The sequence below is a fragment of the Paenibacillus humicus NBRC 102415 genome (assembly GCF_004000905.1).
GTDB classification, from domain to species: Bacteria; Bacillota; Bacilli; order Paenibacillales; family Paenibacillaceae; genus Paenibacillus_O; species Paenibacillus_O humicus.
Map to the genome: position 1 here is coordinate 31,372 of NZ_BIMD01000024.1, position 24,930 is coordinate 56,301.

General features: G+C 58.3%; 24 protein-coding genes and 1 riboswitch. Of the genes, 2 read left to right on the forward strand and 22 right to left on the reverse strand.

The genetic code is table 11. The annotated features are described in order from the left end of the window. Positions 1-61: 61 nt before the first annotated feature. The 14 genes from atpA to PHU01S_RS15185 all read right to left on the reverse strand — a co-directional run bounded on the left by atpA (position 62) and on the right by PHU01S_RS15185 (position 12,260). Positions 62-1,576 carry a F0F1 ATP synthase subunit alpha gene (gene atpA / locus PHU01S_RS15120; RefSeq protein WP_048747627.1) on the reverse strand — a complete coding sequence of 505 codons (1,515 nt, stop codon included), beginning with the start codon at positions 1,574-1,576 and terminating at the stop codon, positions 62-64. Between the two features lie 15 nt (positions 1,577-1,591). Further along, on the reverse strand, positions 1,592-2,140 hold the full coding sequence (locus tag PHU01S_RS15125) for a F0F1 ATP synthase subunit delta (protein ID WP_049868380.1): 549 nt from the start codon (positions 2,138-2,140) through the stop codon (positions 1,592-1,594). Next, a complete protein-coding gene (atpF, locus tag PHU01S_RS15130) occupies positions 2,137-2,619 on the reverse strand; it encodes a F0F1 ATP synthase subunit B (protein WP_048747629.1) in 483 nt (160 codons plus the stop codon). Before atpF ends, PHU01S_RS15125 begins: the two co-directional genes overlap by 4 nt. Before the next feature lie 188 nt (positions 2,620-2,807). After that, positions 2,808-3,020, reverse strand: coding sequence for a F0F1 ATP synthase subunit C (atpE, locus tag PHU01S_RS15135; protein WP_021880553.1), 213 nt, complete (start codon positions 3,018-3,020; stop codon positions 2,808-2,810). Positions 3,021-3,119: 99 nt separating this feature from the next. Then, positions 3,120-3,878 carry a F0F1 ATP synthase subunit A gene (atpB, locus tag PHU01S_RS15140; RefSeq protein WP_021880552.1) on the reverse strand — a complete coding sequence of 253 codons (759 nt, stop codon included), beginning with the start codon at positions 3,876-3,878 and terminating at the stop codon, positions 3,120-3,122. A gap of 10 nt (positions 3,879-3,888) precedes the next feature. Beyond that, positions 3,889-4,269 carry an ATP synthase subunit I gene (locus PHU01S_RS15145; protein ID WP_021880551.1) on the reverse strand — a complete coding sequence of 127 codons (381 nt, stop codon included), beginning with the start codon at positions 4,267-4,269 and terminating at the stop codon, positions 3,889-3,891. Further along, positions 4,262-4,483, reverse strand: a complete 222-nt coding sequence (locus PHU01S_RS15150; RefSeq protein ID WP_049868381.1) for an AtpZ/AtpI family protein — start codon at positions 4,481-4,483, stop codon at positions 4,262-4,264. Before PHU01S_RS15150 ends, PHU01S_RS15145 begins: the two co-directional genes overlap by 8 nt. A 187-nt stretch (positions 4,484-4,670) precedes the next feature. Next, positions 4,671-5,816 (reverse strand): non-hydrolyzing UDP-N-acetylglucosamine 2-epimerase, encoded by a 1,146-nt coding sequence (wecB, locus tag PHU01S_RS15155; protein WP_048747632.1) that lies wholly within the window; start codon positions 5,814-5,816, stop codon positions 4,671-4,673. 17 nt (positions 5,817-5,833) lie between these two features. Further along, positions 5,834-6,463: a uracil phosphoribosyltransferase gene (upp, locus tag PHU01S_RS15160; protein ID WP_048747635.1), complete on the reverse strand. Its 630-nt coding sequence runs from the start codon at positions 6,461-6,463 to the stop codon at positions 5,834-5,836. A gap of 328 nt (positions 6,464-6,791) precedes the next feature. Further along, positions 6,792-8,039 carry a serine hydroxymethyltransferase gene (gene glyA / locus PHU01S_RS15165; protein ID WP_021881034.1) on the reverse strand — a complete coding sequence of 416 codons (1,248 nt, stop codon included), beginning with the start codon at positions 8,037-8,039 and terminating at the stop codon, positions 6,792-6,794. Positions 8,040-8,281: 242 nt separating this feature from the next. Continuing rightward, on the reverse strand, positions 8,282-8,884 hold the full coding sequence (locus PHU01S_RS15170; RefSeq protein ID WP_127508234.1) for a TIGR01440 family protein: 603 nt from the start codon (positions 8,882-8,884) through the stop codon (positions 8,282-8,284). A gap of 167 nt (positions 8,885-9,051) precedes the next feature. Then, a riboswitch (ZMP/ZTP riboswitch) is annotated at positions 9,052-9,133 on the reverse strand. Positions 9,134-9,260: 127 nt separating this feature from the next. Beyond that, the gene (locus PHU01S_RS15175; protein ID WP_076357770.1) at positions 9,261-9,857 is read right to left on the reverse strand and encodes a low molecular weight protein arginine phosphatase; all 597 of its coding nucleotides are present in this window, start codon (positions 9,855-9,857) and stop codon (positions 9,261-9,263) included. Positions 9,858-9,908: 51 nt separating this feature from the next. Continuing rightward, positions 9,909-10,475, reverse strand: coding sequence for a manganese efflux pump MntP (locus PHU01S_RS15180; protein ID WP_127508236.1), 567 nt, complete (start codon positions 10,473-10,475; stop codon positions 9,909-9,911). Between the two features lie 666 nt (positions 10,476-11,141). Next, positions 11,142-12,260 (reverse strand): L-threonylcarbamoyladenylate synthase, encoded by a 1,119-nt coding sequence (locus PHU01S_RS15185; RefSeq protein ID WP_127508238.1) that lies wholly within the window; start codon positions 12,258-12,260, stop codon positions 11,142-11,144. Positions 12,261-12,732: 472 nt separating this feature from the next. Between PHU01S_RS15185 and PHU01S_RS15190 the strand changes: the two genes are divergently transcribed. Then, positions 12,733-13,614 (forward strand): discoidin/SUN/FTP domain-containing protein, encoded by an 882-nt coding sequence (locus PHU01S_RS15190; protein ID WP_127508240.1) that lies wholly within the window; start codon positions 12,733-12,735, stop codon positions 13,612-13,614. A 639-nt stretch (positions 13,615-14,253) separates the two neighbouring features. Here PHU01S_RS15190 and spoIIR read toward each other — a convergent pair. From spoIIR to PHU01S_RS15220, 6 genes are all read right to left on the reverse strand, one after another. Continuing rightward, a complete protein-coding gene (gene spoIIR / locus PHU01S_RS15195; RefSeq protein WP_127508242.1) occupies positions 14,254-15,030 on the reverse strand; it encodes a stage II sporulation protein R in 777 nt (258 codons plus the stop codon). A gap of 476 nt (positions 15,031-15,506) precedes the next feature. Then, positions 15,507-16,559 carry a N5-glutamine methyltransferase family protein gene (locus PHU01S_RS15200; protein WP_127508244.1) on the reverse strand — a complete coding sequence of 351 codons (1,053 nt, stop codon included), beginning with the start codon at positions 16,557-16,559 and terminating at the stop codon, positions 15,507-15,509. Positions 16,560-16,867: 308 nt separating this feature from the next. Then, complete coding sequence (prfA, locus tag PHU01S_RS15205; RefSeq protein WP_021881332.1) at positions 16,868-17,941, reverse strand: peptide chain release factor 1; 1,074 nt, start codon at positions 17,939-17,941, stop codon at positions 16,868-16,870. A gap of 219 nt (positions 17,942-18,160) precedes the next feature. Then, entirely contained in the window at positions 18,161-19,261 is a 1,101-nt protein-coding gene (gene ychF / locus PHU01S_RS15210) for a redox-regulated ATPase YchF (protein ID WP_048748243.1), read from the reverse strand. A gap of 234 nt (positions 19,262-19,495) precedes the next feature. Then, positions 19,496-19,696 (reverse strand): hypothetical protein, encoded by a 201-nt coding sequence (locus PHU01S_RS15215; protein WP_127508246.1) that lies wholly within the window; start codon positions 19,694-19,696, stop codon positions 19,496-19,498. A gap of 286 nt (positions 19,697-19,982) precedes the next feature. Beyond that, on the reverse strand, positions 19,983-20,954 hold the full coding sequence (locus PHU01S_RS15220; protein WP_127508248.1) for a DUF6612 family protein: 972 nt from the start codon (positions 20,952-20,954) through the stop codon (positions 19,983-19,985). Positions 20,955-21,049: 95 nt separating this feature from the next. Here PHU01S_RS15220 and PHU01S_RS25825 point away from each other — a divergent pair, with 95 nt between their 5' ends. Continuing rightward, on the forward strand, positions 21,050-21,193 hold the full coding sequence (locus PHU01S_RS25825) for a hypothetical protein (RefSeq protein ID WP_021881336.1): 144 nt from the start codon (positions 21,050-21,052) through the stop codon (positions 21,191-21,193). A 197-nt stretch (positions 21,194-21,390) separates the two neighbouring features. On the opposite strand, the gene PHU01S_RS15225 is transcribed toward PHU01S_RS25825, so the two are convergent. Beyond that, entirely contained in the window at positions 21,391-23,286 is a 1,896-nt protein-coding gene (locus tag PHU01S_RS15225; RefSeq protein WP_218032456.1) for a beta propeller repeat protein, read from the reverse strand. Between the two features lie 394 nt (positions 23,287-23,680). Further along, positions 23,681-24,913 carry a molybdopterin-dependent oxidoreductase gene (locus tag PHU01S_RS15230; RefSeq protein ID WP_127508252.1) on the reverse strand — a complete coding sequence of 411 codons (1,233 nt, stop codon included), beginning with the start codon at positions 24,911-24,913 and terminating at the stop codon, positions 23,681-23,683. Positions 24,914-24,930 lie beyond the last annotated feature (17 nt).

The window sequence follows — 24,930 nt, forward strand, 5'->3', positions numbered from 1 at the left end:
CTTACTTATCGGCCCCATGCCCATAATCAGGCACGGGGACCGGCATCATCATTCCTTGCTATTAAACCGAACGGGAGAAGCCTTTCTTGAAGTCCTGGATGGCAGCTACAAGAGCTTTCTCGTTGTCGGAGGAGAGGTCTTTGGTATCGCGGATGGAAGTCAGAATCTCCGGCTTGTTGGCATCCACGAAGCTCAGCAGCTCGTCCTCGAAACGGCGGACGTCCTGAACCGGGATATCATCCACATGGCCGCGCGTGACTGCGAACAGGGAGACAACCTGGCGCTCCAGAGGCATAGGCTGGTTGATGCCCTGCTTCAGGATTTCCAGCGTGCGCTCGCCGCGGTCGAGGCGGGACTTGGTTACTTTGTCCAGATCGGAGCCGAATTGGGCGAATGCCGCCAGCTCGCGGTACTGGGCAAGGTCAAGCTTGAGCGTGCCGGCTACCTTTTTCATCGCCTTCGTTTGAGCGGAGGAGCCTACGCGGGATACGGAGTTGCCGACGTTGACAGCCGGACGCTGGCCGGAGTAGAACAGGTCGGATTCCAAGAAGATCTGTCCGTCCGTGATGGAGATGACGTTCGTCGGGATGTAAGCGGAGATATCCCCGGCTTGCGTCTCAATGAACGGAAGCGCCGTAAGGGAACCGCCGCCGAGCTCGTCGTTCAGCTTGGCCGCGCGCTCCAGCAGACGGGAGTGCAGGTAGAAGACGTCGCCCGGATAGGCTTCCCGGCCCGGTGGGCGGCGAAGCAGCAGGGACAGCTCGCGGTAAGCGGCGGCTTGCTTGGACAGGTCATCGTAGATGACGAGAACATGCTTGCCGTTGTACATGAAGTACTCGCCCATGGAGCAGCCCGTATAAGGAGCGATGTAAAGCAGCGGGGACGGCTCGGAAGCGCTCGCCGTTACGACGATCGTGTAATCCAGCGCGCCTTGGCGGCGGAGGGATTCGACAACCGTACGAACCGTGGATTGCTTTTGACCGATAGCGACGTAGATGCAAACCACGCCGTTGCCCTTTTGATTGACGATCGTATCGATCGCGATTTGCGTTTTGCCCGTCTGGCGGTCGCCGATGATGAGCTCGCGCTGGCCGCGGCCGATCGGAATCATGGCGTCGATCGCCTTGATGCCCGTCTGCATCGGCTCGAATACGGATTTACGGGCCATGACGCCCGGTGCCGGCGATTCGATCGGACGGCTAGCCGTCGTCGCGATCGGACCGTTGCCGTCAAGCGGCTGGCCCAGAGCGTTGACAACGCGGCCCAGAAGAGCGTCGCCTACAGGAACTTCCATGATGCGGCCCGTACGCTTCACTTGGTCGCCTTCACGGATGTCCGTGTACGGTCCAAGGATAACGACACCGACATTGCTCTCCTCAAGGTTGAGCGCCATGCCTACAACGCCGTTGGAGAACTCGAGCAGCTCGCCGGCCATAGCGTTCTCAAGGCCGTGCACGCGAGCGATACCGTCGCCGACTTGGATAACCGTTCCGACCTCGTCGACTTGGATCTCGGATTTATATTGTTCAATCTGCTGCTTAATCAGCGTGCTGATTTCATCAGGTCTGATGCTCAATTTCTTCACCCCTGTCTACAGTGCTTGGGAATTGATTTGCTTGCTCAGGCGGTCCAGCTTGGTGGAGAGGGATCCGTCATAGATCTTGTCTCCGATGCGGACCTTGATGCCGCCCAGAAGGGAAGGCTCGACGACCTGCTCGCCGATGATGCGCCGTCCCGAGATGACTCCGAATTGCTGGAGCACCTTCGCGAGCTCGGCTTCGCTGAGCGCGACTGCCGTATAAACGGTCGCGCGGGATTCGCCGGAAGCTTCGTCGGCAATTCGGCCGTAGGCTTCGCTGACGCTGCCGACCGCCGACTGGCGGCCGCGTTCGATCAGGAGCGTGACCGTATTCAGAACAATAGAGGACACGCGGTCCCCGATTGCTTTTTTGATGATGTCAAGCTTGACGGACGGCTCGATGCCAGGCGTCGACAGGAAACGGGATACGTCTCCGTCGGATGCCAAGGCTCCGGCGATCAGCTCAAGCTGCTGGCGCACTTCCGCCACCAGGTTTTGCGTGCTCGCAACATCGTACAGCGCCTGCGCGTAACGTTTTGCGATTACTGTGTCGCGGCTCATTTGCTTCCTACCTCTTTGAGGTAGTTGTCAACGATCTGCTCCTGCGATTTCTCGTCGATTTGCTTCTCGACGATCTTGGATGCAATCGCGACGGACATGCTGCCGACTTCGCTGCGCAGGGAAGCGATGGCTTTGTTCTTCTCGCTCTCGATGTCGCGGACGGCATCTTCTTTGAGGCGGGATGCTTCGGAACGGGCCGTATCGATGATGCTGTCGGCCTGCTTCGAGCTCGTGATCCGAGCCTTTTCGATGATATCGTTCGCTTCTTGGCGGGCTTGCGCCAGAGCTTGCTTCTGAGCTTCCATTTCGGCGGAAGCTTCCTTGCGGCTGTTCTCGGCCGCATTCATCTGCTCAAGTACCATTTGGCGGCGCTGTTCCATGATTCCGAACAGAGGACCGAACGCATACTTGTTCAGCAGCCAGTACAGAATGAGGAACGCGACGATCGCGTACACAAAAGACTCCCAATGCCAGGCCATGACCGCTCTCCTTTCACTTGCCATTCACATACATGCGAGCGCAGCCCGCTGCCTATCAGGCGGGGCCGCCGCTCGAATTACCGGATGCCGCATGAGCTCGAAGCTTTGGGCAATCTCCGATTTTATGACGATGGCGTGGAGGGCAATGCCTTCCCCGCCATGTCGAGTTCAGCAAGATTCTGCTGCTATTAGCTGAAGAATGCGAGGAAGCCGATAACGACGCCGATGATCGGCACGACTTCGACGATACCTACGCCGATGAACATCGTCGTTTGAAGCTTGCTGGCCGCTTCCGGCTGGCGGGAGATGCCTTCTACCGTTTTGCTGACGATAAGACCGTTACCTACGCCCGCGCCTACTGCGCCGAGACCAACTGCGATTGCTGCTGCCAATACTTCCATTGTTTAAAATCCTCCTCTAAATTGGGTGAGTGTGGGTTATTTCAACACCGACCGAAGCCGTGCGGTGACGTCCTCGAAATCAGTTCGGACTGCTGTGGATCAGTGCGCGCCGTCTTCGTCGTGAATGGCGGCTTGCGAGATGTACACCATGGTGAGGATCGTGAACAGGAACGCCTGGATGGCGCCTACGAAAATACTGAAGCCTTGCCAGATGATCATGAACGGCGTACCGATGGCGCCAAGCATGAGGATGGTGGCGATCAGCACCTCGCCCGCGAAGATGTTCGCGAACAAACGGAGAGCCAGCGTGACCGGCTTCGCGATCGTCTCGATGATGTTCAACGGGAAGAAAATCGGGTAAGGCTTGAAGTAATGCTGGAAATAATGCTTGGCGTTCATCTTCACGCCGAGGAAATGGACAAGCAGGAAAACGATGAGCGCGAGGCCCGAAGTCACGGAGAGATCCGCTGTAGGCGATTTCCACCATGCCAGCTCCGCGTGTCCGCCGTGGTGGGCGAGCGTGTCCGCCGTCACTCCCCACATCGGTTCGTGGATTTCAGTCACGATGCCGAAGGGAAGACCGAGCAGGTTGGAAACGAAGATGAAGAGAATCAGCGTCAAGCCTAGGCCAAGAAACGGACGAACCCGGTTCAGCGGCATCGTGCTTGCAATGGTCGAATGAACGAAGTCCACCGCCCATTCCATGAAGTTCTGCGTCTTGGAAGGATTGGCCACCGACAATTTTCGCGTCAGCAGCTTGACCAGAACGAACGTCATGACGGCCGATACCGTAATCGCGATAAATGCTGAAACGTCGATGTTGAGCCCGTTCCAATGGTAAATCGGAAATTCATGCATACCTTATATTTCACCCCTTTCCACGGCGTCGCCGGAGATTGACAAAGAAAGCGCATACCAGTATAACAAAAGGCACCGCAAAACATGAAGCCAAGGCGGAGGGAAGATTGAAATAGTCCGGCTTGCGGTACGCGATCATGACGACGAGCAGCACCATCGCGATTCTGCCGGCCATTCCGGTGCCTGTCTTCCTGGGAGCCTCCCCGGAAGCCATGACCCCGATCCACTCCACCCGCCTGCGAAGAAGAAAGGCATTGAACGATCCTGCCGCTATGCCAAGCAGGCAGCCAGCGGCAACCGTGCGCCAGTCCGGAATCAGAACCCAGATCAGCAGCAGTGCGGCTGCAAGCAGCATGACCGCGGACTTGGTCATCTTGAGCACTTCATTCATTGCTGTCCTCCAGAACCTTTCTGACAATAAAGATGACGGAAACAATTCCTGCCGCCAGTCCGGCGAACACCCCGACGATGATCCAGCCTGGAGTTCCCCCGTAACGTGCTGCGAGCCAATAACCGATGTAGGTGCATATGGCGACATCGATGCCGAGCGCGCCTACAAGCGCAAGCGCCTTCAGCGGGTCTTCTCCCTTGCTCTTTCTGGCCATGGTTTGTCCCCAATCAACCCTCATTATTTTATCCAAGCAATCGAAGGTTTGTCAATTTTGATAATAGCAAACTTTCCGTGAACTTGGGCAAAAAAACCTTGAAATGACGGGATTTTTCGCTTTGGCAAACCATACAGTTGAACTGTATGCTGTGCCGTTGTTGGAGTTGACGCTCTTCTCTCGAAAACTATGAACGTTGTGTGAACGGCTCCGGTCTCTCGCCTCTGCCAAAATGATGCAGGATCGCGGCGACGATTCTCTCCGACGCAGCCCCGTCTCCGTACGGATTGGCCGCCTTGCTCATGCGCTCGTACGTTCCCTGGTCGGTAAGCAGCGCGCGGGTCCGTTCATAGACGCGGGTCTCGTCCGTGCCGACCAGCTCCAGCGTTCCCGCCTCGATGCCTTCCGGCCGCTCGGTCGTATCGCGCAGCACCAGCGTCGGAATGCCGAACGAAGGCGCCTCCTCCTGCATGCCGCCCGAATCGGTGAGCAGCAGATACGTATGCGGGAAGAAATTGTGAATCTCGAACACGTCCAGCGGCTCGATCAGCTTGATCCGCGGGTGGTCGCCGAGGATCTCCTGCGCCGGTTCTCGCACGGCCGGGTTCGGATGCACGGCGTACACGATGGCGATATCGTCGAATTCATCGGCGATGCGCTTGACGGCGCGGAAGATGTTGCGATGCGGCTCCCCTAGCGATTCGCGCCGGTGGGCGGTCATCAGGATGAGGCGCTTGCCGGCAGCCCAGTCCAGCATCGGGTGGGTGAACTCCGGATCCACCGTATACTGGAAGACGTCCGTCGCCGTATTGCCGGTCACATAGATCGCGGATTCCGGCTTGCTTTCCCGGCGCAGATTGCCTGCGGACCAGTCCGTCGGCGCGAAGTGCACGTCCGAGAGAACGCCTGCCAGCTGGCGGTTCATCTCCTCCGGGTACGGGGACATCTTGTTCCAGGTGCGCAGGCCCGCTTCGACATGGCCCACCTGGATCTGCTGCAGGAACGAAGCGTAGCTCGCCAGGAACGTCGTCTGCGTGTCTCCGTGCACGAGCACGATATCCGGACGGGCCTCCTTCAGCACGGGCTCGATCCCCTCAAGCACGCGGACGGTCGTCTCGGTCAGCGTCTGGCGGTCCTTCATGACGTTGAGATCATAATCCGGCTTGATGCGGAAAAGCTCCAGCACCTGGTCCAGAATCTCTCGGTGCTGGGCCGTCACGCAGACGATCGGCTCGATCTGCTCCGAATGCTTCTGCAGCTCCAGCACAAGCGGCGCCATCTTGACTGCCTCCGGCCTCGTGCCGAAGACGGTCATCACTTTCAGCTTCTCCATGCGGTTCCTTCTCCCCCTTACTTCGTTCCGAACATCCGGTCGCCGGCGTCGCCAAGGCCCGGAATGATGTAACCCTTCTCGTTGAGCTTCTCGTCTACGGCCGCGGCGTAAATGTCGATCTCGGGATGCGCTTCCTGAACGGCGCGAATCCCTTCCGGAGAAGCGATCAGCACCATCAGCTTGAGCTGGGTGCAGCCGCGCTTCTTGAGCGCCTCGATGGCGGCGTTGGCCGAGCCGCCGGTCGCCAGCATCGGATCGACGACGATGAGCAGCCGCTCCGTCGCGTCTGTAGGAAGATTGATGTAATATTCCGTCGGCAGCAGCGTGTCATGGTCGCGGGAGAGGCCGATATGCCCTACCTTGGCGGCCGGAATCAGCTTGAGGATGCCGTCGACCATGCCCAGGCCGGCGCGCAGAATAGGCACGATGCCGAGCATCCTGCCGGACAGTACTTTGGATTCGGCCACGGCGACGGGAGTTTCCACCCGGATCGTGTCCAGGGGCATTTCCCTCGTGATCTCATAGGCCATCAGCGTGGCTACTTCGTCGACAAGCTCGCGGAAGTCTTTCGTCTTGGTGTCTTTGTCCCGAATATACGTCAGCTTGTGCTGGATAAGCGGATGGTCGCATATGACCAGATTGCCCATGGGGGTTGCCCTCCTGAATTTCGCTAAAATTTGCTTTTCTCCGACAGCAACGGAGCATAATCCCAACTATTATAGCATTCCCCAAGGGCGAGCGCATCAAGCATTGTAGAAGGCAAAATATCGCTGCCCAAAGCAGACGGCTTCAGGCAGCCCCTGCCCTTGCCTCCTCGGCTGCGCATTTCCTGCGCCGGCCGGCCCGGATCCGGTTGCATGGCAGGCATGCGGAAAATAACGAAGTTCGGCTTCTCAGGGCAAGACGGCTGACCCGCTGTCCATGCAAATAACCCCGTCCAGCGGAAAATCCGCCGAACGGGGCTTTTTTTGCCTATTAATACTTGATATCGGTATAGAGCGGGAAGCGGCCTGTGAGCTCGCGCACGATGCCTCGCGCTTTCTCCAGGACGGCCTCGTCCTTCGGACTGCGGAGGGTCATGTCGATGACGTCTGCAATCGTGCGCATCGCGTCTGCGTCCATGCCGCGCGAAGTCGCGGCCGGCGTTCCGATCCGGATGCCGCTCGTGACGAACGGGCTCGTCGGATCGAACGGAATGGCGTTTTTGTTCACCGTGATGCCGACGGAATCGAGCACATGCTCGGCTTCCTTGCCCGTAATGTTCAGGTTGCGGGTATCGAGCAGCATGAGATGGTTGTCCGTGCCGCCGGAGACGATGTTCAGGCCTTTGCCCGACAGGGAATCGGCCAGCACCTTCGCGTTGTCGATGACGTTTTTGGCGTAGGTTTTGAATTCAGGCTGCAGAGCCTCGCCCAGCGCTACGGCTTTGGCCGCGATAATGTGCATCAGAGGGCCGCCCTGCGATCCCGGGAAGACCGCCTTGTCGATGGCGGCCGCCCAGGCTTTGGTCGTGAGGATCAGGCCGCCGCGCGGTCCGCGCAGCGTCTTGTGCGTCGTCGTCGTCACGAAATGCGCGTGCGGCACCGGGCTCGGATGCAGGCCGGCGGCTACCAGGCCGGCGATATGCGCCATGTCGACGAAGAAGAGCGCGCCGACGTCCTTGGCGATCCGGCCGATCTTCTCGAAGTCGATGATGCGCGGATAAGCGCTCGCCCCGGCTACGATCATGCGCGGGCGATGCTTGAAGGCCGCCTTGCGGAGGTTGTCGTAATCGATCGTGAACGTGTCTTCCTCGACGCCGTATGCGACGAAGTTATAATAAAGGCCGGATGCGTTGACCGGGCTGCCGTGCGTCAGATGGCCGCCATGGGCCAGGTTCATGCCGAGAACCGTATCGCCCGGCTTGAGGGCAGCCAGGTAAACCGCCATGTTGGCCTGAGCGCCGGAATGCGGCTGGACGTTGGCGTGCTCGGCGCCGAACAGCTCCTTCGCGCGGTCGCGCGCGATGTCCTCCACGATGTCGACATGCTCGCAGCCGCCATAGTAGCGCTTGCCCGGATAGCCTTCAGCGTATTTGTTCGTCAGAACGCTGCCCATCGCTTCAAGGACGGCTTCGCTGACGATGTTTTCCGATGCGATCAGCTCGATGTTGTCGCGCTGGCGCTGCAGCTCGAGCCCCATTGCCTTCAATACTTCAGGATCCTGCTTGCGGAGATTTTCCATGTTGGATCAAGTCCTCCCTCATAATGGATGCATCAGTGATCAGAACATCAGTCATTGGAATATCTGTGATTGGAACATCTGCGATTGGAACATCTGTGATTGGAACATCAATGGTTGGAATAACGGACTCGAACATCAGGGATCAGACATCAGGGATCAGACATCAGGGCCTAAGAATACTGTGCTTAAGCCATTCGTTCTTTCAGCGTTTAGAACCTCAGCGCCCAGGACAGGCTCGCCCTTCAGTCGCAGCTGCCGGCGGAGCCGGACAGCTCCTCCCCTGCCGGCAGCTCGTAGACGGCGCGCGAGCCCCCGATCAGCTTCGGCCGGGTGAATGCCATCGTCACGCGCGCTTCGCCGATCTGCTTCAGGGAAGGACGCAGAGGCACGGCGACCCGGCGCAAATGCATGCCGATGAGCGTTTCGCCGATATCGATGCCGGCATGGGCCTCCACCGTCTCCACGAGGCATGCATCCGCCAGGCGACGGTAGGCGTAAGCGGCCATCGAGCCGCCGGCGCCAGGCACCGGCACGGCGGCGACCTGCTCCAGTCCGAGCCTCTCGGCAACGGCACGCTCCAGAACGAGCGCCCGGTTCAAATGCTCGCAGCACTGGAACACCGGCGTGAAGCCGATCTCCTTGCGCGCCGCCTCCACGCCGGCAAAAACCGCCGCTGCCGCATCCGTGCTGCCCGAGGTTCCGATGCTCCTGCCGAGCACCTCGCTCGTGCTCACTCCGAGAACGAGCAGCTGCCCTTCCCGCAGGCGTCCGCCGCCGGCGAGCTCGCGCACAAGCGTTTCGACCCCGGCGGTTATCGCCGCCTCCGGCTTCGATCCATTCGTCATTCCAGCATCCTCCTGTCTCCGCCCCTCTTCCGTCTCCGCTGCAAGCGGCTCCCGGAACGAGGGACAAGTTCGCCGTTTCGGTTCTATTATACCGGACCGAAGGCCTTTTAGACGAGACTACCCAAAATGACAAAGAGAGCAACGCGCGCAAAAAAGTTTGCGTGCTTGCTCTCTGCCCAGGCGACCGGCCGTATGTTCCGATGCTCCATCGTGGTTAATCCCACTTCGTCGCCAGTTACACCGGAAACCGTTGTTTCTTGCCTTCATCATAGCTTACACGAAAAGGGAAAGTCAATGATGGATAAGCCTTCTGCAGGGCCTCTTTTTCCCAATGGATGCAAGTCCGGAAAAAGAAGCGGTTCCGCTGCCCATCCCGCTACCCCTCATTCCTTTCGGATGGCCGGGATTGGAATTCCGGACGCTCCAGCAAGCCCGACAGCGCCTCGCGGATTTCCTCCGCGCAGCGGGCGTAATCCTCGTAGGAGCCTCCGTACGGATCGGCGATGTCCGGATGGGGAAGCTGGCGCTCCAGCTCCCGGATCCGCCGTTCCAAAGCGTCGTCGGGACGGCGGCCAAGCGACCGGGCGATCATTCTTTCGCTGTAGTGCCTGTCCAGCTCTCCGCCCGCTCCGTCCCGTCCCGGCAAGGAGTATTCCTTCAAGGTATGGACTTTGCCGGAAGCCTCCGGCCAATGCCTCAGAAGCGCTTGCTTGTGGGAGGAAGTCATCGTCAGCACGAGATCGGCCCATTCAAGCAGGCCTTCGCTCGCAGGCGTCGATGAGCCCTTATGAGCGATGCCGCTGTTTTCCAGCACCTGAAGCGCATGGCGCGATACAGGCAATCCGTCCACGGTCGATACTCCCGCTGAGCGGACTTCAAGCCGCAGCCCCCTCTCGGCCGAAAGCTCCCTCAGGAATGCCTCCGCCATCGGGGAACGGCATGTGTTTCCGGTACAGACAAACAAGATGCGCATGGACTCCCTCTCCTTTTCCCTTGAGCGGCTTCTCCTGCCGCCGGGATGTCCCTACAGCAGGAAGAGGATGCCGAAAGTAAGTAAAATCGCGCCGCCCGCCGCTTCCCCGTAGCTCCCCAGGCTTTTTCCGATGCGCCGGCCGGCCAGCAGTCCGGCTACCGACATCAGCCCTCCGGCCAGTCCGAACAGCAGGATGGTGAGAATCAGGTCGGCCGCGAACATGCCCAGCGAAATTCCGACGGAGAAGGAATCGACACTGACGCTCAGAGCGAACAGCAGCATGCCTCCCGCGGTCCTGTGGTCCGCGAAGGACGGCGACTCGCCATCGCCTCTCCAAGCGGCGAGAAGCATATGGCCGCCGAGCAGGATGAGCAGGATTCCCGCAGCCGCCGTCGCCACGTGACCAAGCAGAAACCTCATGTAATGGCCCGTGTACAAGCCCAGAAGCGGCATGACGACATGGAAAATGCCGATAATCAGACTCAGCTTCAAGATGTCCCGGATCCGGATGCCCCTCATTCCGATGCCGACGCCCAGCGAAAAGGCATCCATCCCGAGAGCTAGCGCCATGATCAATAAAGTGAGCAGCTGTCCTTCATGCAGTCCCGCTTCCAACATTTGCGCAATCTCTCCTTACCTACGCTGGCTTGTTCTATCCAGCTTATGCGGACAAGGAGAGAGAATATGACCTGTCCCGGAGAGGCGGACGAGGCGGCACGCAGGAACTGCTTGCAGAGCGGGACGAGGCGAGGCGAATGATCCTGTCTCGCTGCGCGGGACGGGGTCAGAAGCATGGTAATGGCTCGCTGCGCGGGACGGAGTCAGATACGCCAAAGACATAGCTCGCTACGCGGGACGAGGTCAGATGCTTGGACCTGGATCGCTGTGCGGGACAGGGTCAGATGCATAGACCTGGATCGCTGCGCGGGACGGGGTCAGATGCTTGGACCTGCTCGCTGGGCGGGACGGGGTCAGACGCATAGACCTGGCTCGCTGCGCGGGACGGGGTCAGGCGCATAGTCAGCCATTCGCAATTGAGCACATAGCGGAGAACGCGCCGTTTTATCGGACATATGTTCCGCTATTTTGCCCCAAAGCCGGATTCCTTGCATTTATCGGACATACGTTCCGCTATTTAGGAAGAAACCCGCTGTTTTCAATGTATTTCCTGGAAATAACGGATCCTATGTCCGTTAAAATTACTTTAACGCACAATTTGCCCGAAATAACGGATTGTATGTCCGATAGCCGATGAATCTTCAGGAAAAATAGATCGCACTATGGTCAGCCCGCATCGACCTGCCTGCCGCCGGCGGCCTTCGCCAGCCGGTTAAGAAGTGCAAGACCGATGCCGTCCGACGGGCAGGCTTCGGCCCAAATCCGCTCGGCTCCAAGCTCGTCGAACTCTCGCAGAACGGCGTAAAGCGATCGGGCCGCGCTTTCCAGCTTCCCCAGTGAGCCGCAGGCCAGGACAGCATCGGCCCGGTACGAAGCCGCCGTCTCCTCGTAGGCGAGAACGCCGGTGCGCAGCCCCAGTGCAGATGCCGCATCGGCCTCGGCTTGGATATAGGCGCGCACCGCTTCCGCCGAGCCCGATACGAGGGTCATCTCCCCGCGCGGCGCATAGTGGGCGTATTTCATGCCGGGCGAGCGGGGCGCCGTCGGCTGGGAGGCAGCGGTCTCGGAGACCGCAGACCCGGACGCCGGCTGCCCAAAGGCCTCGATGCCGGCTCCGGCATCGAACTCGACGGCGTATCCCGCCGCTCGAAGCTGCTCCGGCGTTACGCCGCCGGGCCTCAAGATGCGGACCGACCGCTCTCCGACAGCCTCGACAACCGTCGATTCCAGCCCGACTCCGGTCGCTCCGCCGTCAAGCACGCCGCCGATCCGCCCGGCCAGATCCTCCAGCACATGCGAGGCCGCGGTCGGGCTTGGCCGCCCCGAGCGGTTCGCGCTCGGCGCCGCGACGGGACAGCCCGCTTCGCGGATCAGAGCCAGCGCCAGCGGATGGTCCGGCATGCGGACCGCGACGGTATCCAGCCCCGCCGTCACGCGCGGCGACACCGCATCCGGAAGCACCGGAAGCACGAGCGTCAGCGGCCCGGGCCAGAAGGACTTCATCAAACCGCGCTCCGTCTCCGTCAAGCTTGCAGCGAGGCCTTCCAGCTGCCGCTCATCGGCGATATGGACAATCAGCGGATTGTCGGAGGGCCTCCCTTTCGCTTGGAACACGCTTTCTACCGCCGCCGTGCTGCGGGCATCCGCGCCGAGGCCGTACACCGTTTCCGTCGGAAAGGCCACCGTTCCGCCCGACCGCAGAAGATCGGCCGCTTCCTGCAATTCTTTTGCCGAAACGGCTCCCGCCGCTCCGCTTCTCCAATAAACCGTGCTTGTCGTCGTCATTCGGTTCCATTCCTTCTCATCCGGGATTGCCGCGGAAGCCCCCGGCGATATAGCTACAGTATACCTCTCGCGCCGCCGCGTTACCAACCTTCCGATACTGTCCGTCCATGCGGACCCAAGGAGGAACTGGAGACGAAAATACCCTTGCAAAGACTCCACTCATCCGGTCACCGCCTCGTCACTTCGAATACATCAGGGAACGCTTTCCTATTGATTCAACTAGAGTCGGTCATCCCCTTAGGGGCCTCCACTGTCGTTGAGGCTTCTGCTTCAAAGATTATTGTCTCCGCCGTTCGCAGGCAAGGTTCAAAGCATCCTCGCTTACGTATTCGGAATAGCTGCTTACCATCTCTAAGTGTGACAAATGCGCTTCTAACATTTTTTATAATTCCATTAATCAAGTATTACATTTTGCCTTTTTTTCCGATGTATAAAGATGATGAATAAAATCAAAATATGGAGGTTAGTGTTTTTGAAATTAAAAAAGAAATATTTAGTTTCTGTTGTCCTGCTCCTTGTAGTGATTTTCGCAATACAGAATGTTTATGCAGCTAAGAGCGACGCGTCTACTAAAGTAGTTCAAGGTATGGAGGGAGAATCACTGCCACCTGGAACGACGATAACGAGTAAGAATACTTACAGTAGCTATTGGCCGGGAAATGCTATTGATGGAGATTTATCAACTAGATTTAATGCGGACAGCGGCAACTCAACTTTAGAAATAAAGTTCCCTGGATTACTTGAGATTAATTTCGTTCAGATGGCTATCAACAATAACCCTCCAGTCGATAACCGTTTTACTATATACGGTTTAAATAATGGTAACTGGGTTCAAATTGCAGATGCCGTTAGAAAGGCTACTCAAAGGGACATCATTACAGAGCCCATTAATGTTATTCAAGGAAGCTATGAAGGATTAAAGATCGAAATTAAAGCAAATGGATCATGGGCTGCTCTCAATGAAATTACGCTCGGCAAAAAGGAAATTCCTACACCTGAGCCTACCGTCCTCCCTTTACCATCTTCGGAACCATCACCATCTATAGCACCATCACCATCTACAGAACCATCTCCATCTATAGAACCATCTCCATCTATAGCACCTACCTCGACACCTATACCAATTGGTGAAAGAGCAATTTTAACAGTTACTATGGTGAATGGCCTTGATAAAGAATACGATTTGTCCATCCAGGAACTTAACTCATTCATTGAATGGTTTGATGCTAAAGGAAATGGAAATGGCCCTGCAAAGTATTCTTTCAAAAAAACTTGGAATACTGGTCCTTATAAAGCGAGAACTGAATACGTGATTTTTGATAAAATTATGACATTCAACGTTGATGAGTATTAAAAAACAAAGCCCCACCAGCCTTCTGGTCAAGGCTTCATCTAATGGACAGAAGCAGCAAGCTGACGTCGGTACTCCACCGGGATCAGCTTTTTTAGTTTGTGTCCGTTTTTGGTTGTAAGACTGTATGTATCCCTCAATTCGGCTTTGTGCACATTTCAGATATCTTATGGATAGAGCCCTTCCGATCTGAGATATGTGAAGAAGTTCTCCACAGAGGCATTGTCCTAACTGTTGCCTCGTATGTACAGCTGATTCAGGCGCCAACCTTTGACAGCGTACCGTAGTTAGAGAAAGACGCGTAATGAGAGCCTTGATCGCTGTGAATGATCAACCCATTTTGTCTTTCGTCTGTTCAAAGGCCGCGAAAGTCTGAAGAACCCGTTTGTTGTCGTTACGAAAAGCTCATGTACTACACCACAGTATCATGGTTGGATAGATTTTTGATCGTGGAGAGATAGAACCAGGTATCCGCAGCACAATATTCGGTGATCCCCTTAGTCTGTGCCATGAAATCGCGTCGAAACAGATTATCTGCTTTTCGTGCACCTTTTTGTGATTGTCCCCTACCTCGTGATTTTGCAGGGGAAAGAGTTGAATTTGCCATTAGCCATATTTGCCTTCATACAACAGCCCGCTCCATCAGGCGAAGAGGCCGCGCAGGAAGGAAAAGAACGACTTGATCAGCTCCCAGATGAAAAATTTCGCTTCGGGGGCTTGTCCTGCCTCGGCAGGAGCGTCGGCTGCGACCGCAGATGCTTTGCCGGCATCGGCTTTTGACAGCTGGTCCGGCTTGCTGTCTGCGACGGCAGCAGCAGCCTCTGCCTTCGGAGCCGCGTCGCCGGAAGAGGAGTCCAGGAAGCAGAGCGGAGGGAAGAGCACGCACCACCAGTTCTGGCCTTTTCCTTCGCCGAGGGTGATGAGGAGGGCTTCATAGTCGCCTGCCGGATACACCTGCTCGCCGTAGACTTTAGTCGGGAATGCCACTTGGCCGAGCTCGGCCTTGTAACGGTAAGAGAATCCGCGATCCTGCAGCGTGCGGGCCACGATAGCTTCGATCTCTCCCAAGTGGGAGCGCAGCGCGGCACGGGCTTCTTCGATCGTCTGAGGCCCTGCGGCCCAGCCGTTCATCGCCTGCACGACGGCATCGCGCACGACGCGCTTCGTAGCTTGGTCGACGGCGGAATCCGAGTTGGCGAGAATGCGCAGCCGGATGGCCTCGCTTGGAATGGAGCTTTGCGCCAGAGCGGCGTCGTTGCGGACATTTTCCCAGCTCATCATCAGAAAGGCGACACAGACGATGAGGTACAGGTAGGACAGGCGGAACGGGAATCGGTACGAATGGGCTGCTGCCGAATAAAGACGGGAAGCTGCGGTCGGATAAGGGCGGGACACCGAAGTATAGGAATGAACGGACATTGCACAAGCTCCTCTCGGGCACCCGTCGGCACCGCCGCTTGCGTTCCGGAACGTCTCTATGCTCCATTATGTCCGCTCTATATTCTTCTATACCTTGCCTGCAAATCTAATTTTTCAAAGATTGCGAGATTAAGAGGAGCTGTATCGGGGAAGGCTGGCCTGTAACGAAGGCGAATTCAGCCCGGATTCCGTAGCTAGAAACGTTCCGGATGATATATCGCCCTGAACGCAACATTTCGCTCTTCGTATCTATCGTCCTGTTGCTTTCTTGCGCTCTTGGTACCGAATCTCTATCTTCCTGACCTCTGCCTTGCGCTCTTGGTACGAATCTCTATCTTCCTGAACGCTGCCTTGCGCTCTTGGTACCGGCTCTATCCCCTTAACGCAACTTTACGCTCTTGGTACGCACTTTATCGCCCTCCCTGAGCGCAACATCATGCCCAGCGCATCGAACCCTGGCGCATGATCGGGTGCCGTCACTCCGAGCCTGGCGACCTGACCGCGACGACATGGCGCTCGATGCCGCCGTAATCGGTCACGATCGAGATGTCGTCCCAATGCCCGATTTCCTCAAGCAGCGCAGCGACCTGCCGGGCCTGTCCCATGCCGAGCTCGAAGCCTACGACCGACGGAAGCCGCGTCAAAAGCTTGAGCTGAACCGCCATGGCGCGGTAAGGATTGAGGCCGTCCTCTCCTCCGTCGAGAGCAAGCCTCGGCTCGAACTCCCTCACCTCCCGCTGCAGCCCCGGCAAATCGCCAGCCGGAATGTAGGGAGGGTTGGACACGAGCACGTCGATCTCGAGCCCCTCCATGCTTCCCCCGCCGGAAGCCACAAAAGGCTGCAGCAGGTCGCCCTCTATGAACGCGCTCAGCTCCGCTCCGAGACGGAGAGCGTTCCCCTCGGCCGTGCGCAGCGCCTCCGGAGACAGGTCGGAGGCGTGCACCCGCCATGCCGGGCGCTCCGCGGCCAGCGTGACGGCGATCGCGCCGCTGCCCGTGCCGACGTCGAGGACGACCGGCGCGGCAGCGGCGGCAGGCGCTTCCAGTCCCGCAGACCGCAGAGCGGATGCGGCAGGCTTGGCGCTGCCCGGCAATGCCTCGGCCGATGCCTCCGTTCCAGCCGAACCTGCCGCTTGCGGCCACAGCCTGTCCGCCGCCTGCAGCACCGCCTCCACGAGCAGCTCCGTCTCGGGACGCGGAATCAGCACGGCCGGCGTGACCGCGAACGGCCGGCCGTAAAACCACTGCTCCCCGGCTATATACTGGGCGGGCTCGCCCCGCCCCTTGCGGGTGATGGCTTCTTCCCATGCCGCCAGCCGCTCCGCCGGGAACGCCTCCCGGCCGTCGCGCAGCAGCTCCGCCCGGTTCAACCCCAGCACATGCTGCAGCAGTAGCGAGGCATTGTCCCCTGCTTCCTCCACGCCGCAGCGGTCCAGGTAGGTCTCCGCCAGCTTGCGGGCGGCTTGGATCGATGCTCCTGCTGCTTGACGGAATGACTCCGTTTCCCGGCCTTGATCGTTCTCGCTCATATTCCGAGCCTCCTGAAGAGTAATGATCTGCGCATGATGAAAAAAAAGCCCCATCCCGATTAGCGGGCTTGGGGCGTATGTCGGGCACTGTGCATGCTGCGGTGACATGTGAATGCTGCTACTATGCGATGTCCATCAATGTCTTGCCGCAATGCGCTTGCATGCCGCAGTGCACTGTTCATGCTGTATGACCAAGTGCGTGTTTAGATGCATTGTGCAGCTGTGATGACATGCGAATGCTGCTACTATGTTATGCGACCCATATGCATGCCGCAATGCGCTGCAATCCGAAGCCGCCTCAATCCCGCTTAGGCGAGATTTTCGCGCTCCAGCAGCTCCGCCTGCTCGGCGAGCGACAGGGAATTGACGATGTCGCCCATGTCGCCGTTCATGACGGAATCGAGACGATGCAGCGTGAGGCCGATGCGGTGATCGGTGACGCGGCTCTGCGGGAAGTTGTAGGTGCGGATCCGCTCGCTGCGGTCGCCCGTGCCGACTTTGCTCTTGCGCTCGCCGGCAATCTTGGCTTCTTCTTCCTGACGGTGGATATCATAGATGCGGGCGCGCAGAACCTGGAGCGCCTTGGCCTTGTTGTCGTTCTGCGACTTGCCGTCCTGGCAGGTGGCGACGATGCCGGTCGGCACATGCGTCACGCGCACGGCGGACTTGGTCGTGTTGACCGACTGGCCGCCCGCTCCGCTGGAGCAGAATGTGTCGACGCGGATATCCTTGTCGTGAATCTCGATCTCGACATCCTCGACTTCCGGCATGACGGCCACGGTGGACGTGGACGTATGGATTCGGCCGCCGGATTCCGTCACCGGGATGCGCTGCACGCGGTGCGCGCCGCTCTCGAACTTCAGCTTGCTGAACGCGCCCTTGCCGGTAATCTTGAAGATGACCTCCTTGAAGCCGCCAAGATCGTTTTCGCTCGCATCCATGAGCTCGACGCGCCAGCCCTGGGTCTCCGCGAAGCGGGTGTACATGCGGTACAGATCGGAGGCGAACAGCGCCGCCTCGTCACCGCCCGCCGCGCCGCGGATCTCCACAATGACGTTCTTGTCGTCGTTGGGATCCTTGGGCAGCAAGAGGACGCGAACCCGCTCCTCCAGCCCGGCTAGCCGCTCGCCCAGCTCCTCGAGCTCCATCTTGACCATCTCGCGCATCTCGTCGTCGAGCTTTTCGCCTTGCATCGCTTTGGCGTCCTCGTACTGGGCATGCACTTCTTTATATTCCGTATAAGCGCTGTAAGCGCCTTGAAGATCCGATTGTTCCTTCGACAAATCCCGGAGCCGCTTGGGATCGCTGGCTACATCAGGATCGCACAGCAGCTCGCTCAGTTTTTCGTACCGGTCCGCAAGCGCTTGTAAACGGTCCAACACCTGACTTCACCCCTAGTGATATTCTTTAAAAAAAGTCCTGGCATCCATTATACCATATATGAGACTTATTCATAAATGGTTAAGCCGTGGAAAAACGTCGCGGCCTGTCCAAATTCCCGGCGCACCGCAAAACGCCCTGCGCGCCGATAATCGGCGGCAGGGCTGTCTGCTCCAAGGGACGGCCGGATGAATCGGCAGCCCTCGGTTCTTGAATCCGCGCTAAACGTTGAAGCGGAAATGCATGACGTCGCCGTCCTTGACGACGTACTCTTTGCCTTCGAGGCGCAGCTGGCCGCGCTCGCGGGCGGTATTCATGGAGCCTGCGGAGACGAGATCGTCATAGGATACGACCTCGGCGCGAATGAAGCCGCGCTCGAAGTCCGTGTGGATGACGCCGGCAGCCTGGGGCGCCTTCATGCCCTTGCGGATCGTCCAGGCGCGTACTTCCTGTACGCCTGCCGTGAAGTACGTGTACAGGCCGAGCAGCTTGTAGGCGGACTTGATGAGGCGGTTCAGGCCGGATTCCTCCATGCCGAGCTCCTCCAGGAACATCGCCTTGTCTTCGCCTTCGAGCTCCGCGATCTCGGCTTCGACCTTCGCGCTGATCGGTACGACTTCGGCATTTTCCGCCAAGGCGAATTCGCGCACGATCTTCACATACGGATTGCCTTCGGCGTCGGCGACTTCCTCCTCGCTTACGTTGGCCGCATAGAGCACGGGCTTCATCGTCAGCAGGTGAAGGTCGCGGATCAGCGTCTTCTCTTCGTCGCTCAGCTCGACGCTGCGCGCCGGCTGGTCGTTGTAGAGAGCTTCCTTGATCCGCTCCAGCACTTCGACTTCCTGGGCGTACTGCTTGTTGCCGCCCTTCATGTTCTTGCGGGAGCGGTCGATGCGGCGGTCGACGGAGTCGATGTCCGCGAGGATCAGCTCCAGGTTGATCGTCTGGATGTCGCCCAGCGGATCGACCTTGCCCGATACGTGGGTGATGTTCTCGTCCTGGAAGCAGCGCACGACATGGCAGATGGCGTCCACTTCGCGGATATGGGCGAGGAATTTGTTGCCGAGGCCTTCGCCTTTGCTGGCGCCGGCGACGAGGCCCGCGATGTCCACGAATTCGAATGCGGTCGGCACGGTCTGCTTCGGCACGACCAGCTCGGTCAATTTATCCAGCCGCTCGTCGGGAACTTCCACGACGCCGACGTTAGGGTCGATCGTGCAGAACGGATAGTTGGCGGATTCCGCTCCAGCCTGAGTAATTGCGTTGAAAAGCGTCGATTTGCCCACGTTGGGAAGACCGACGATGCCACATGAGAGCGCCAATGAAAACAACTCCTTCAAAGTCTTGTCCGATAAGAAAGGATATCAAGCGCGCATCCCTTCTTCTCTTCTCTACGCGAACGTAATCCGCCGCATGAGGCGGCGAAACCGTTAGGCTTGATCTCTAGGAGCCATTATACATGACATCGGACAATTTAAAAAGAAAAGCCGCGGCTTGGGCGGCCTCTCGGACTTGCAGAAATGGAAGCGAAAGGAGGCGGGCCATGGACGCCCTGCTCAGACTGCGCGGCGGGCGGGCGGCATCAGAGCCAGAATTCCATCCGTCCGGAACGTGCGCGGCTGCCGCTTGGCCAGATCGAATGCCTTCAAATGCTTGCCGCTAAAGCCTTCCACGCGAACGAGCCGGCGGCTCAAGCTGCCCTTCGCGTCCTCGTAAATCATCTCCACTTCACGTCCGATCCACTTCCGGAATTCCATGCCTTGACCCCCTTGGTATAGGAACATATATTCTTATTTTATTATAAACGAGAATATATGTTCTTATACAGTGAAAATTATTCCCAACACCGGAATGGCTGTCGGCCGCAAGAGAAGCAAAAAAGCTTCCGGGCAGAGACGCCGGAAGCTTGAGGAAAAACAAGGTTGGCCAACTTGGATAGGGTTCATCTTGGATGTTTTCATCATGGATATGCTCGGTGCTCGGCATTCTCATCCGTTCGACCCGGCCGCGAATGCCGGACCGAGACGAAACCTGCCGTTTGATCTAAGGCTGTTCGCCTTCCTCCACGCCGAGCGCATCCAGAAGTCCCTGATCGGCAGGCATGACCTCCGGAGCGGTCAGAGCTTCCTTCGGCACCTGCACGGCCTTCGCCCCGTTCCAGCTGCCGTAATTCAAAGCCAGCTCCTGATGGAGCTTGGAGGGATTGCCTTCATCATATTCAATCGTGACGTCCGCATCGGCCTTCAGCCGCTTCAGCAGTCCCGTCTTCTCATCGAATTCAAGCGAATACTCAAGCGAGGCGACCTGGATGGAATCCCGGATCGCAGCATCCATCTCGTCGGTTCCCATCGTGCTGCGGAGCAGATCGCGCACGAGCGCTTGGGCGGCCTCGTCCTTGCCGTCGCCGCTGTAGGCCAGCGTTGTGACGCCTTCCTTGGAGGAAGCCTTGAAGCTTGCTGCATGCGGCTTGATCTTGTCGAGCTCCTTGGAGGGAGCGATCTGGAAGTCCGACAGCGTCGCCTTGATCTTCGGCACTTCGGAGGCGAGCATCCGGCTCCAGGCCGAATTGGAGTGATCGTACATATAGTAGCCGTCCTTGTTCAGGTACGAGTCGATGGTCGACTGCTCGCCCATAAAATCATTGACCGTGACTTGCTTCAGAACGAGCGGCTCCAGGAAAATAGTGCCTTTATTGCTCATGGACATGGACGTCGTCTCTCCGTCCGTCACCATCTGCTGTCTCAGCTCCATGTCCAGATCGAAATTCCGGATTTCCGCCAGCGCCTTGCTGCCGCGATCCAGCATAGAGGAGGACGACGGACCCGCGTCATCCTGCCCGGCGGGCGATGGAGACGGCGTTCCGGTCGTCTGAGCGGCTGACGGCACCGGCCCCCCTTGGTCCTGCGGTCCCGCGCAGCCTGCGGCGATGAGCAGGGAGCCGAGCATCAGGCCGGCTGTCCAATGCCGCTGCCGTCGCTCCAGGCGGCTGCGGATTGGCTTCGAGATGCGATTCATGCTGTCATGCTCCTTTCCGGATGGGCTGTCCGCGGCCTTTTGCCGTATCGGCAGGCCCGTCCCGAACCATACTAACGGCGGGAGGTGAGCCGCTCATGGAGAACAAGTCCCATCAAGGTAACTATAAAGGAACGTCGCACAGCCATGCAAAGAACCAAAATATGGAATTCGTCAACGACGTGGTGGAGGATGTCAAATCCGTCACTAATTTTACGGGCAAAAAGAAGAAAACCGACTGAAGCCGGCATCGTCTTCCGGCGATCCGCAAACAGCCGCGATTCCGGTTGCCGGACAAGGAAACCCGTCCAAAGCGAAAAGCCGCCGAAAGGCGGCTTTTCGCTGAATCAATAAAGAGATCGAATGCTCATGCGGCGGCAAACCGTCCCCTTATGCGTCTAGAGCAGGATGGCAGGAAAGGACAGGCCTCCTATCGTTGTCATTTGCCAGCGGGTTCGGCTGTCAGCACGACGCCATCAAAGCCGACGGCGATAAAGCGTGTTCCATCCCAGATTACACTCTGAAGATCTTTTGATGTCGGGGATTCCTGCTGCACCCAGCCTCGTCCGCCTTCCGACATGTATACGGCGCCATCATTTCCGACAGCCGCTGCCGTTCCGCCGCCCGTAACGGCCAGCGACTTCAAATACGTGTACCTCTTCTTCAAGACCGTCTTCCAGGCCTTCCCGTCTACGGATTCAACAAGGGCATCTTCCGAAATGGCGATGAATTTGGAGCCGGTCCAGACCGCATCGGTGAACCTAGGAAAATAACCGTTGGAGCCGTCCAGGGTCGCGCTCGTTTTTTTCCATGCCGCTCCATCGATGGATGTATAATAATCGGCCTGCCCTTTAAAGCCGATCCATACTTTCCCGCTGGATGCGGATGGAACCGGGTTTCCCGCTTGTACCGAAACCCATGACAAGCCGTCCCGGCTTCTTTTTTCGATCGTCTTGCCATGCAGGCGAAACTCTCCGCCCACCGCTGTAATATCACGGATATGATCCTGCTCCAAGCTGCCCAGTTCGCTGAGCCTGCCGTTCCGGTAGAGGAGGCCAAACCTGGAAAGCCGGTCGTCTGCGGAGGAAAACCCGCCTGCAATAAAGCTGCCTCCCACGTTCTTCAACTCGTACAGCTTGATTTCGGGCTGGATAAGCTCCGGGTCGATATCGGCCCAGTCTTTTCCATTCGCAGAAGCCTTCAATGTTCCTACGCCCGCTACGACATAGTTCCCCTTGAAATAGGCAATGCCATAGAGATCGTTCATGGTCCCGGCGGCTTCGATAGTCCATGCCTGGTCAGGCGATGGAGCCGAACGAACGGTCCCCATGCTTCCAGCCGCCAAGTATGCATTTCCGCTCTTCAGTAAAGCATTGATATTTCCTTCCAAACCTCCGTATTTCACATAGCCGAGCGGACTCTGGAACATGCCTTCCGTCTTCGAGATCTTGTCCCAGTCTACTCCATTCATCGATCGATAGATGGTGCCGTAATCGCCCGCCGCAATGAATTGCTTGCCGTCCCAGACGACGCTGTTCAGGGAGGCGTTCGGATCGCCGACTTTCTTAAAGTGAACGCCATCGGTTGTGGTATAGATTCTTCCGCCAATGCTTCCCTGGCCCGAGCTTCCGTCGTATCCTACCGCGACAGCGATTTGCCCGTTGTCCGCCATGGCATGAATTTCTCCGCCAACGGCGTCCGCAGTCGTGGTCCATGCAGCCAAATCGGCTGAGCTCAGGATATTTCTCCCCATAGCGACAAGCCATTTTTGATGGAAGTTATAAATAAGGACCTTATCGCCTCTTGCAGAGGTTTGGATGGGCTTCAGCGTCCATTGGGTCCCTTCCTTGGATATGGCGGCGACAGGAAACGTGTACGAATAGGAGTCGATCTTGATTCGGGTCATGCCGGCCGCAACGAATTGCCGCCCGTCCCAGACGACATCCTGCCAATCGAAATCGGATGGCTTGAGCGGATATTTCCCTAGCTCTTTATTTTTATAAGAGGGGGAAAAGTCGGCCAGCGTCCATTTTCCGCTGATGACGCCCTTTGTCCAGGCCATGCCGTCCTTCGTCCGGGCAAGCACGCCTTGATCGCCTGCAACAACGGCAGCTGCGCCATTTGCAGCCAGCGCTTGCAGAGTGCTGCGGCCGGGAAAAGCTACCGCTCCCCAGGCCCCGCCGGACTTGCTTCGCAATACGGTGCTGTCCATGCCGACCGCTATCCGGACTCCGCTTTGCAATTCCGTGATGTCGGTCAATTCCGAGCTTTCCTTCCCGGACTGCTGCTTCCATGTCCAGGATGCCGCTGCAGCCGAGACGCTTTCAGCTTGCACCGGCAGCTGCATGCCGCTGCCTGCAGCGATTGCACAAGCGAGTACGACTGCCAATTTTAGGTTTCTAACCATTCCATGCCCCCGCTTCAGCAAATTGGGATCCAAACATCCGTCGATTCCTCCAAATTCTTTCGGAAACCAAGCGCATTTTAATTAGATTTCCCTGCGCTGCACGGCGAAGGCTCCCTGCATCTTTCTGTCGTTCCGTCCAGCGGAGTAACGATCCGGAGCCTTTGGAAGCACAAAAAAAGCAAGGCATCCTTTCTTGGGCGCGACGGCTCCGCCCAGAAAGTCCCTGCTTCAATGAAAAGCTTCAAGCCCGCTTTATCGTCGGGAAAGCCAGGCATGCAGACGTCGGCAACATGGGGGCGTCCTTGCTGGAGTCCCGCTCTCGTCACACCCAGGCGTCCTTGCTGTAGCCCCGCTCCTCCCAGTACCCCGTATGATCGCCTTTGATCAGCTCGATGCGGTTGAGCCATTTCACCGATTTGTAGGCGTACATGCGCGGCACGATGAGCCGGACAGGACCGCCGAGATCGCTCGGGATCGGCTTGCCGTCATGAAGGACGGCCACCATCACATCGTCCATGACCGCCTGCTCGAGAGTCAGCGAGTCGGTGTAGACCCCGTCGCCGGAGTAGAACTTCGCCGTCGCCGCCCCCGCCTTCACGCCGGCCTGCTCCAGAAGCAGCTTCAGCGGAATGCCTTCCCACGTATTGCCGTACACCGACCAGCCCGTCACGCAGTGGAAGTCGCTGACCTGGACGGTCCGCTTCAGCTCGACGAACTGCTCCCAGTTCCAGATGAAGCTTTTCTCCACCAGCCCGTCTATCGTGAACGACCAGTCCGCATTCGTGAAGGACGGAATCGGCGTGACCGTATAAACGCGGAAATTCCCCTTGGCCCCGCCGCCTTGCGGAGGCAGCGATGCCGGCAGCGGCTGCGGAGCGGGGATGAGCCGGTTGGCATCGCGGCTCGCCAGCTCTTCCGAGGTCGCGCCGCCGGCGCTGCCGAGCGCCCTTCCCGCCCACTGCAGGAAGGAAGGTCCGACCGCCAGCGCAATGCCCGCCCCTACGGCTGTGCGGATGAACGTCCGTCTGGACATGAGCGCTTCCGGAGAGGCGGCCGGATGCAGTCCGTCCTCCCTGCCGGTGCGGACCGTTCGGCGTCCAGCCTGCTTGAGCCATTTCAACCGGGTGATGGAATGGTACAGCACATACGGCAAGCCGATCCAGGTCAGCAAATCATGCCAGGTCAAAGCCGGATTCGCCCAGCCGGGACCAAGCTGCCGGTGCAGCCAGAGCACGATTCCCGACAGCAGCCAGCCGCCGAGCAGAGCCAGCACGACGATTACGTTCGCTCTCTGCCAAGGCTTGCCTCTCAGCTGCTTCCAGTGCTTGGGAGCGAGCAGCGCATAGGCCGCCATCGGCAGCAAGGACGCAAGGCCGAGCACGATATGGATTCCTTTCAGCCAGACGCGGCCTTCTCCGAGCACGCCTCTCCAGTAGCCTCCGAACAGCATGAGCCCCGATACCGCCAGCAGAAAGACGATCCATCCGTTCAGCGAATGGATGCCGGCGAGCTTGCGGCCGTAGCCTTTGCGGAGCGTTGCCAGCCAGTTCCCCATTCCTCGGCCTCCTTTCG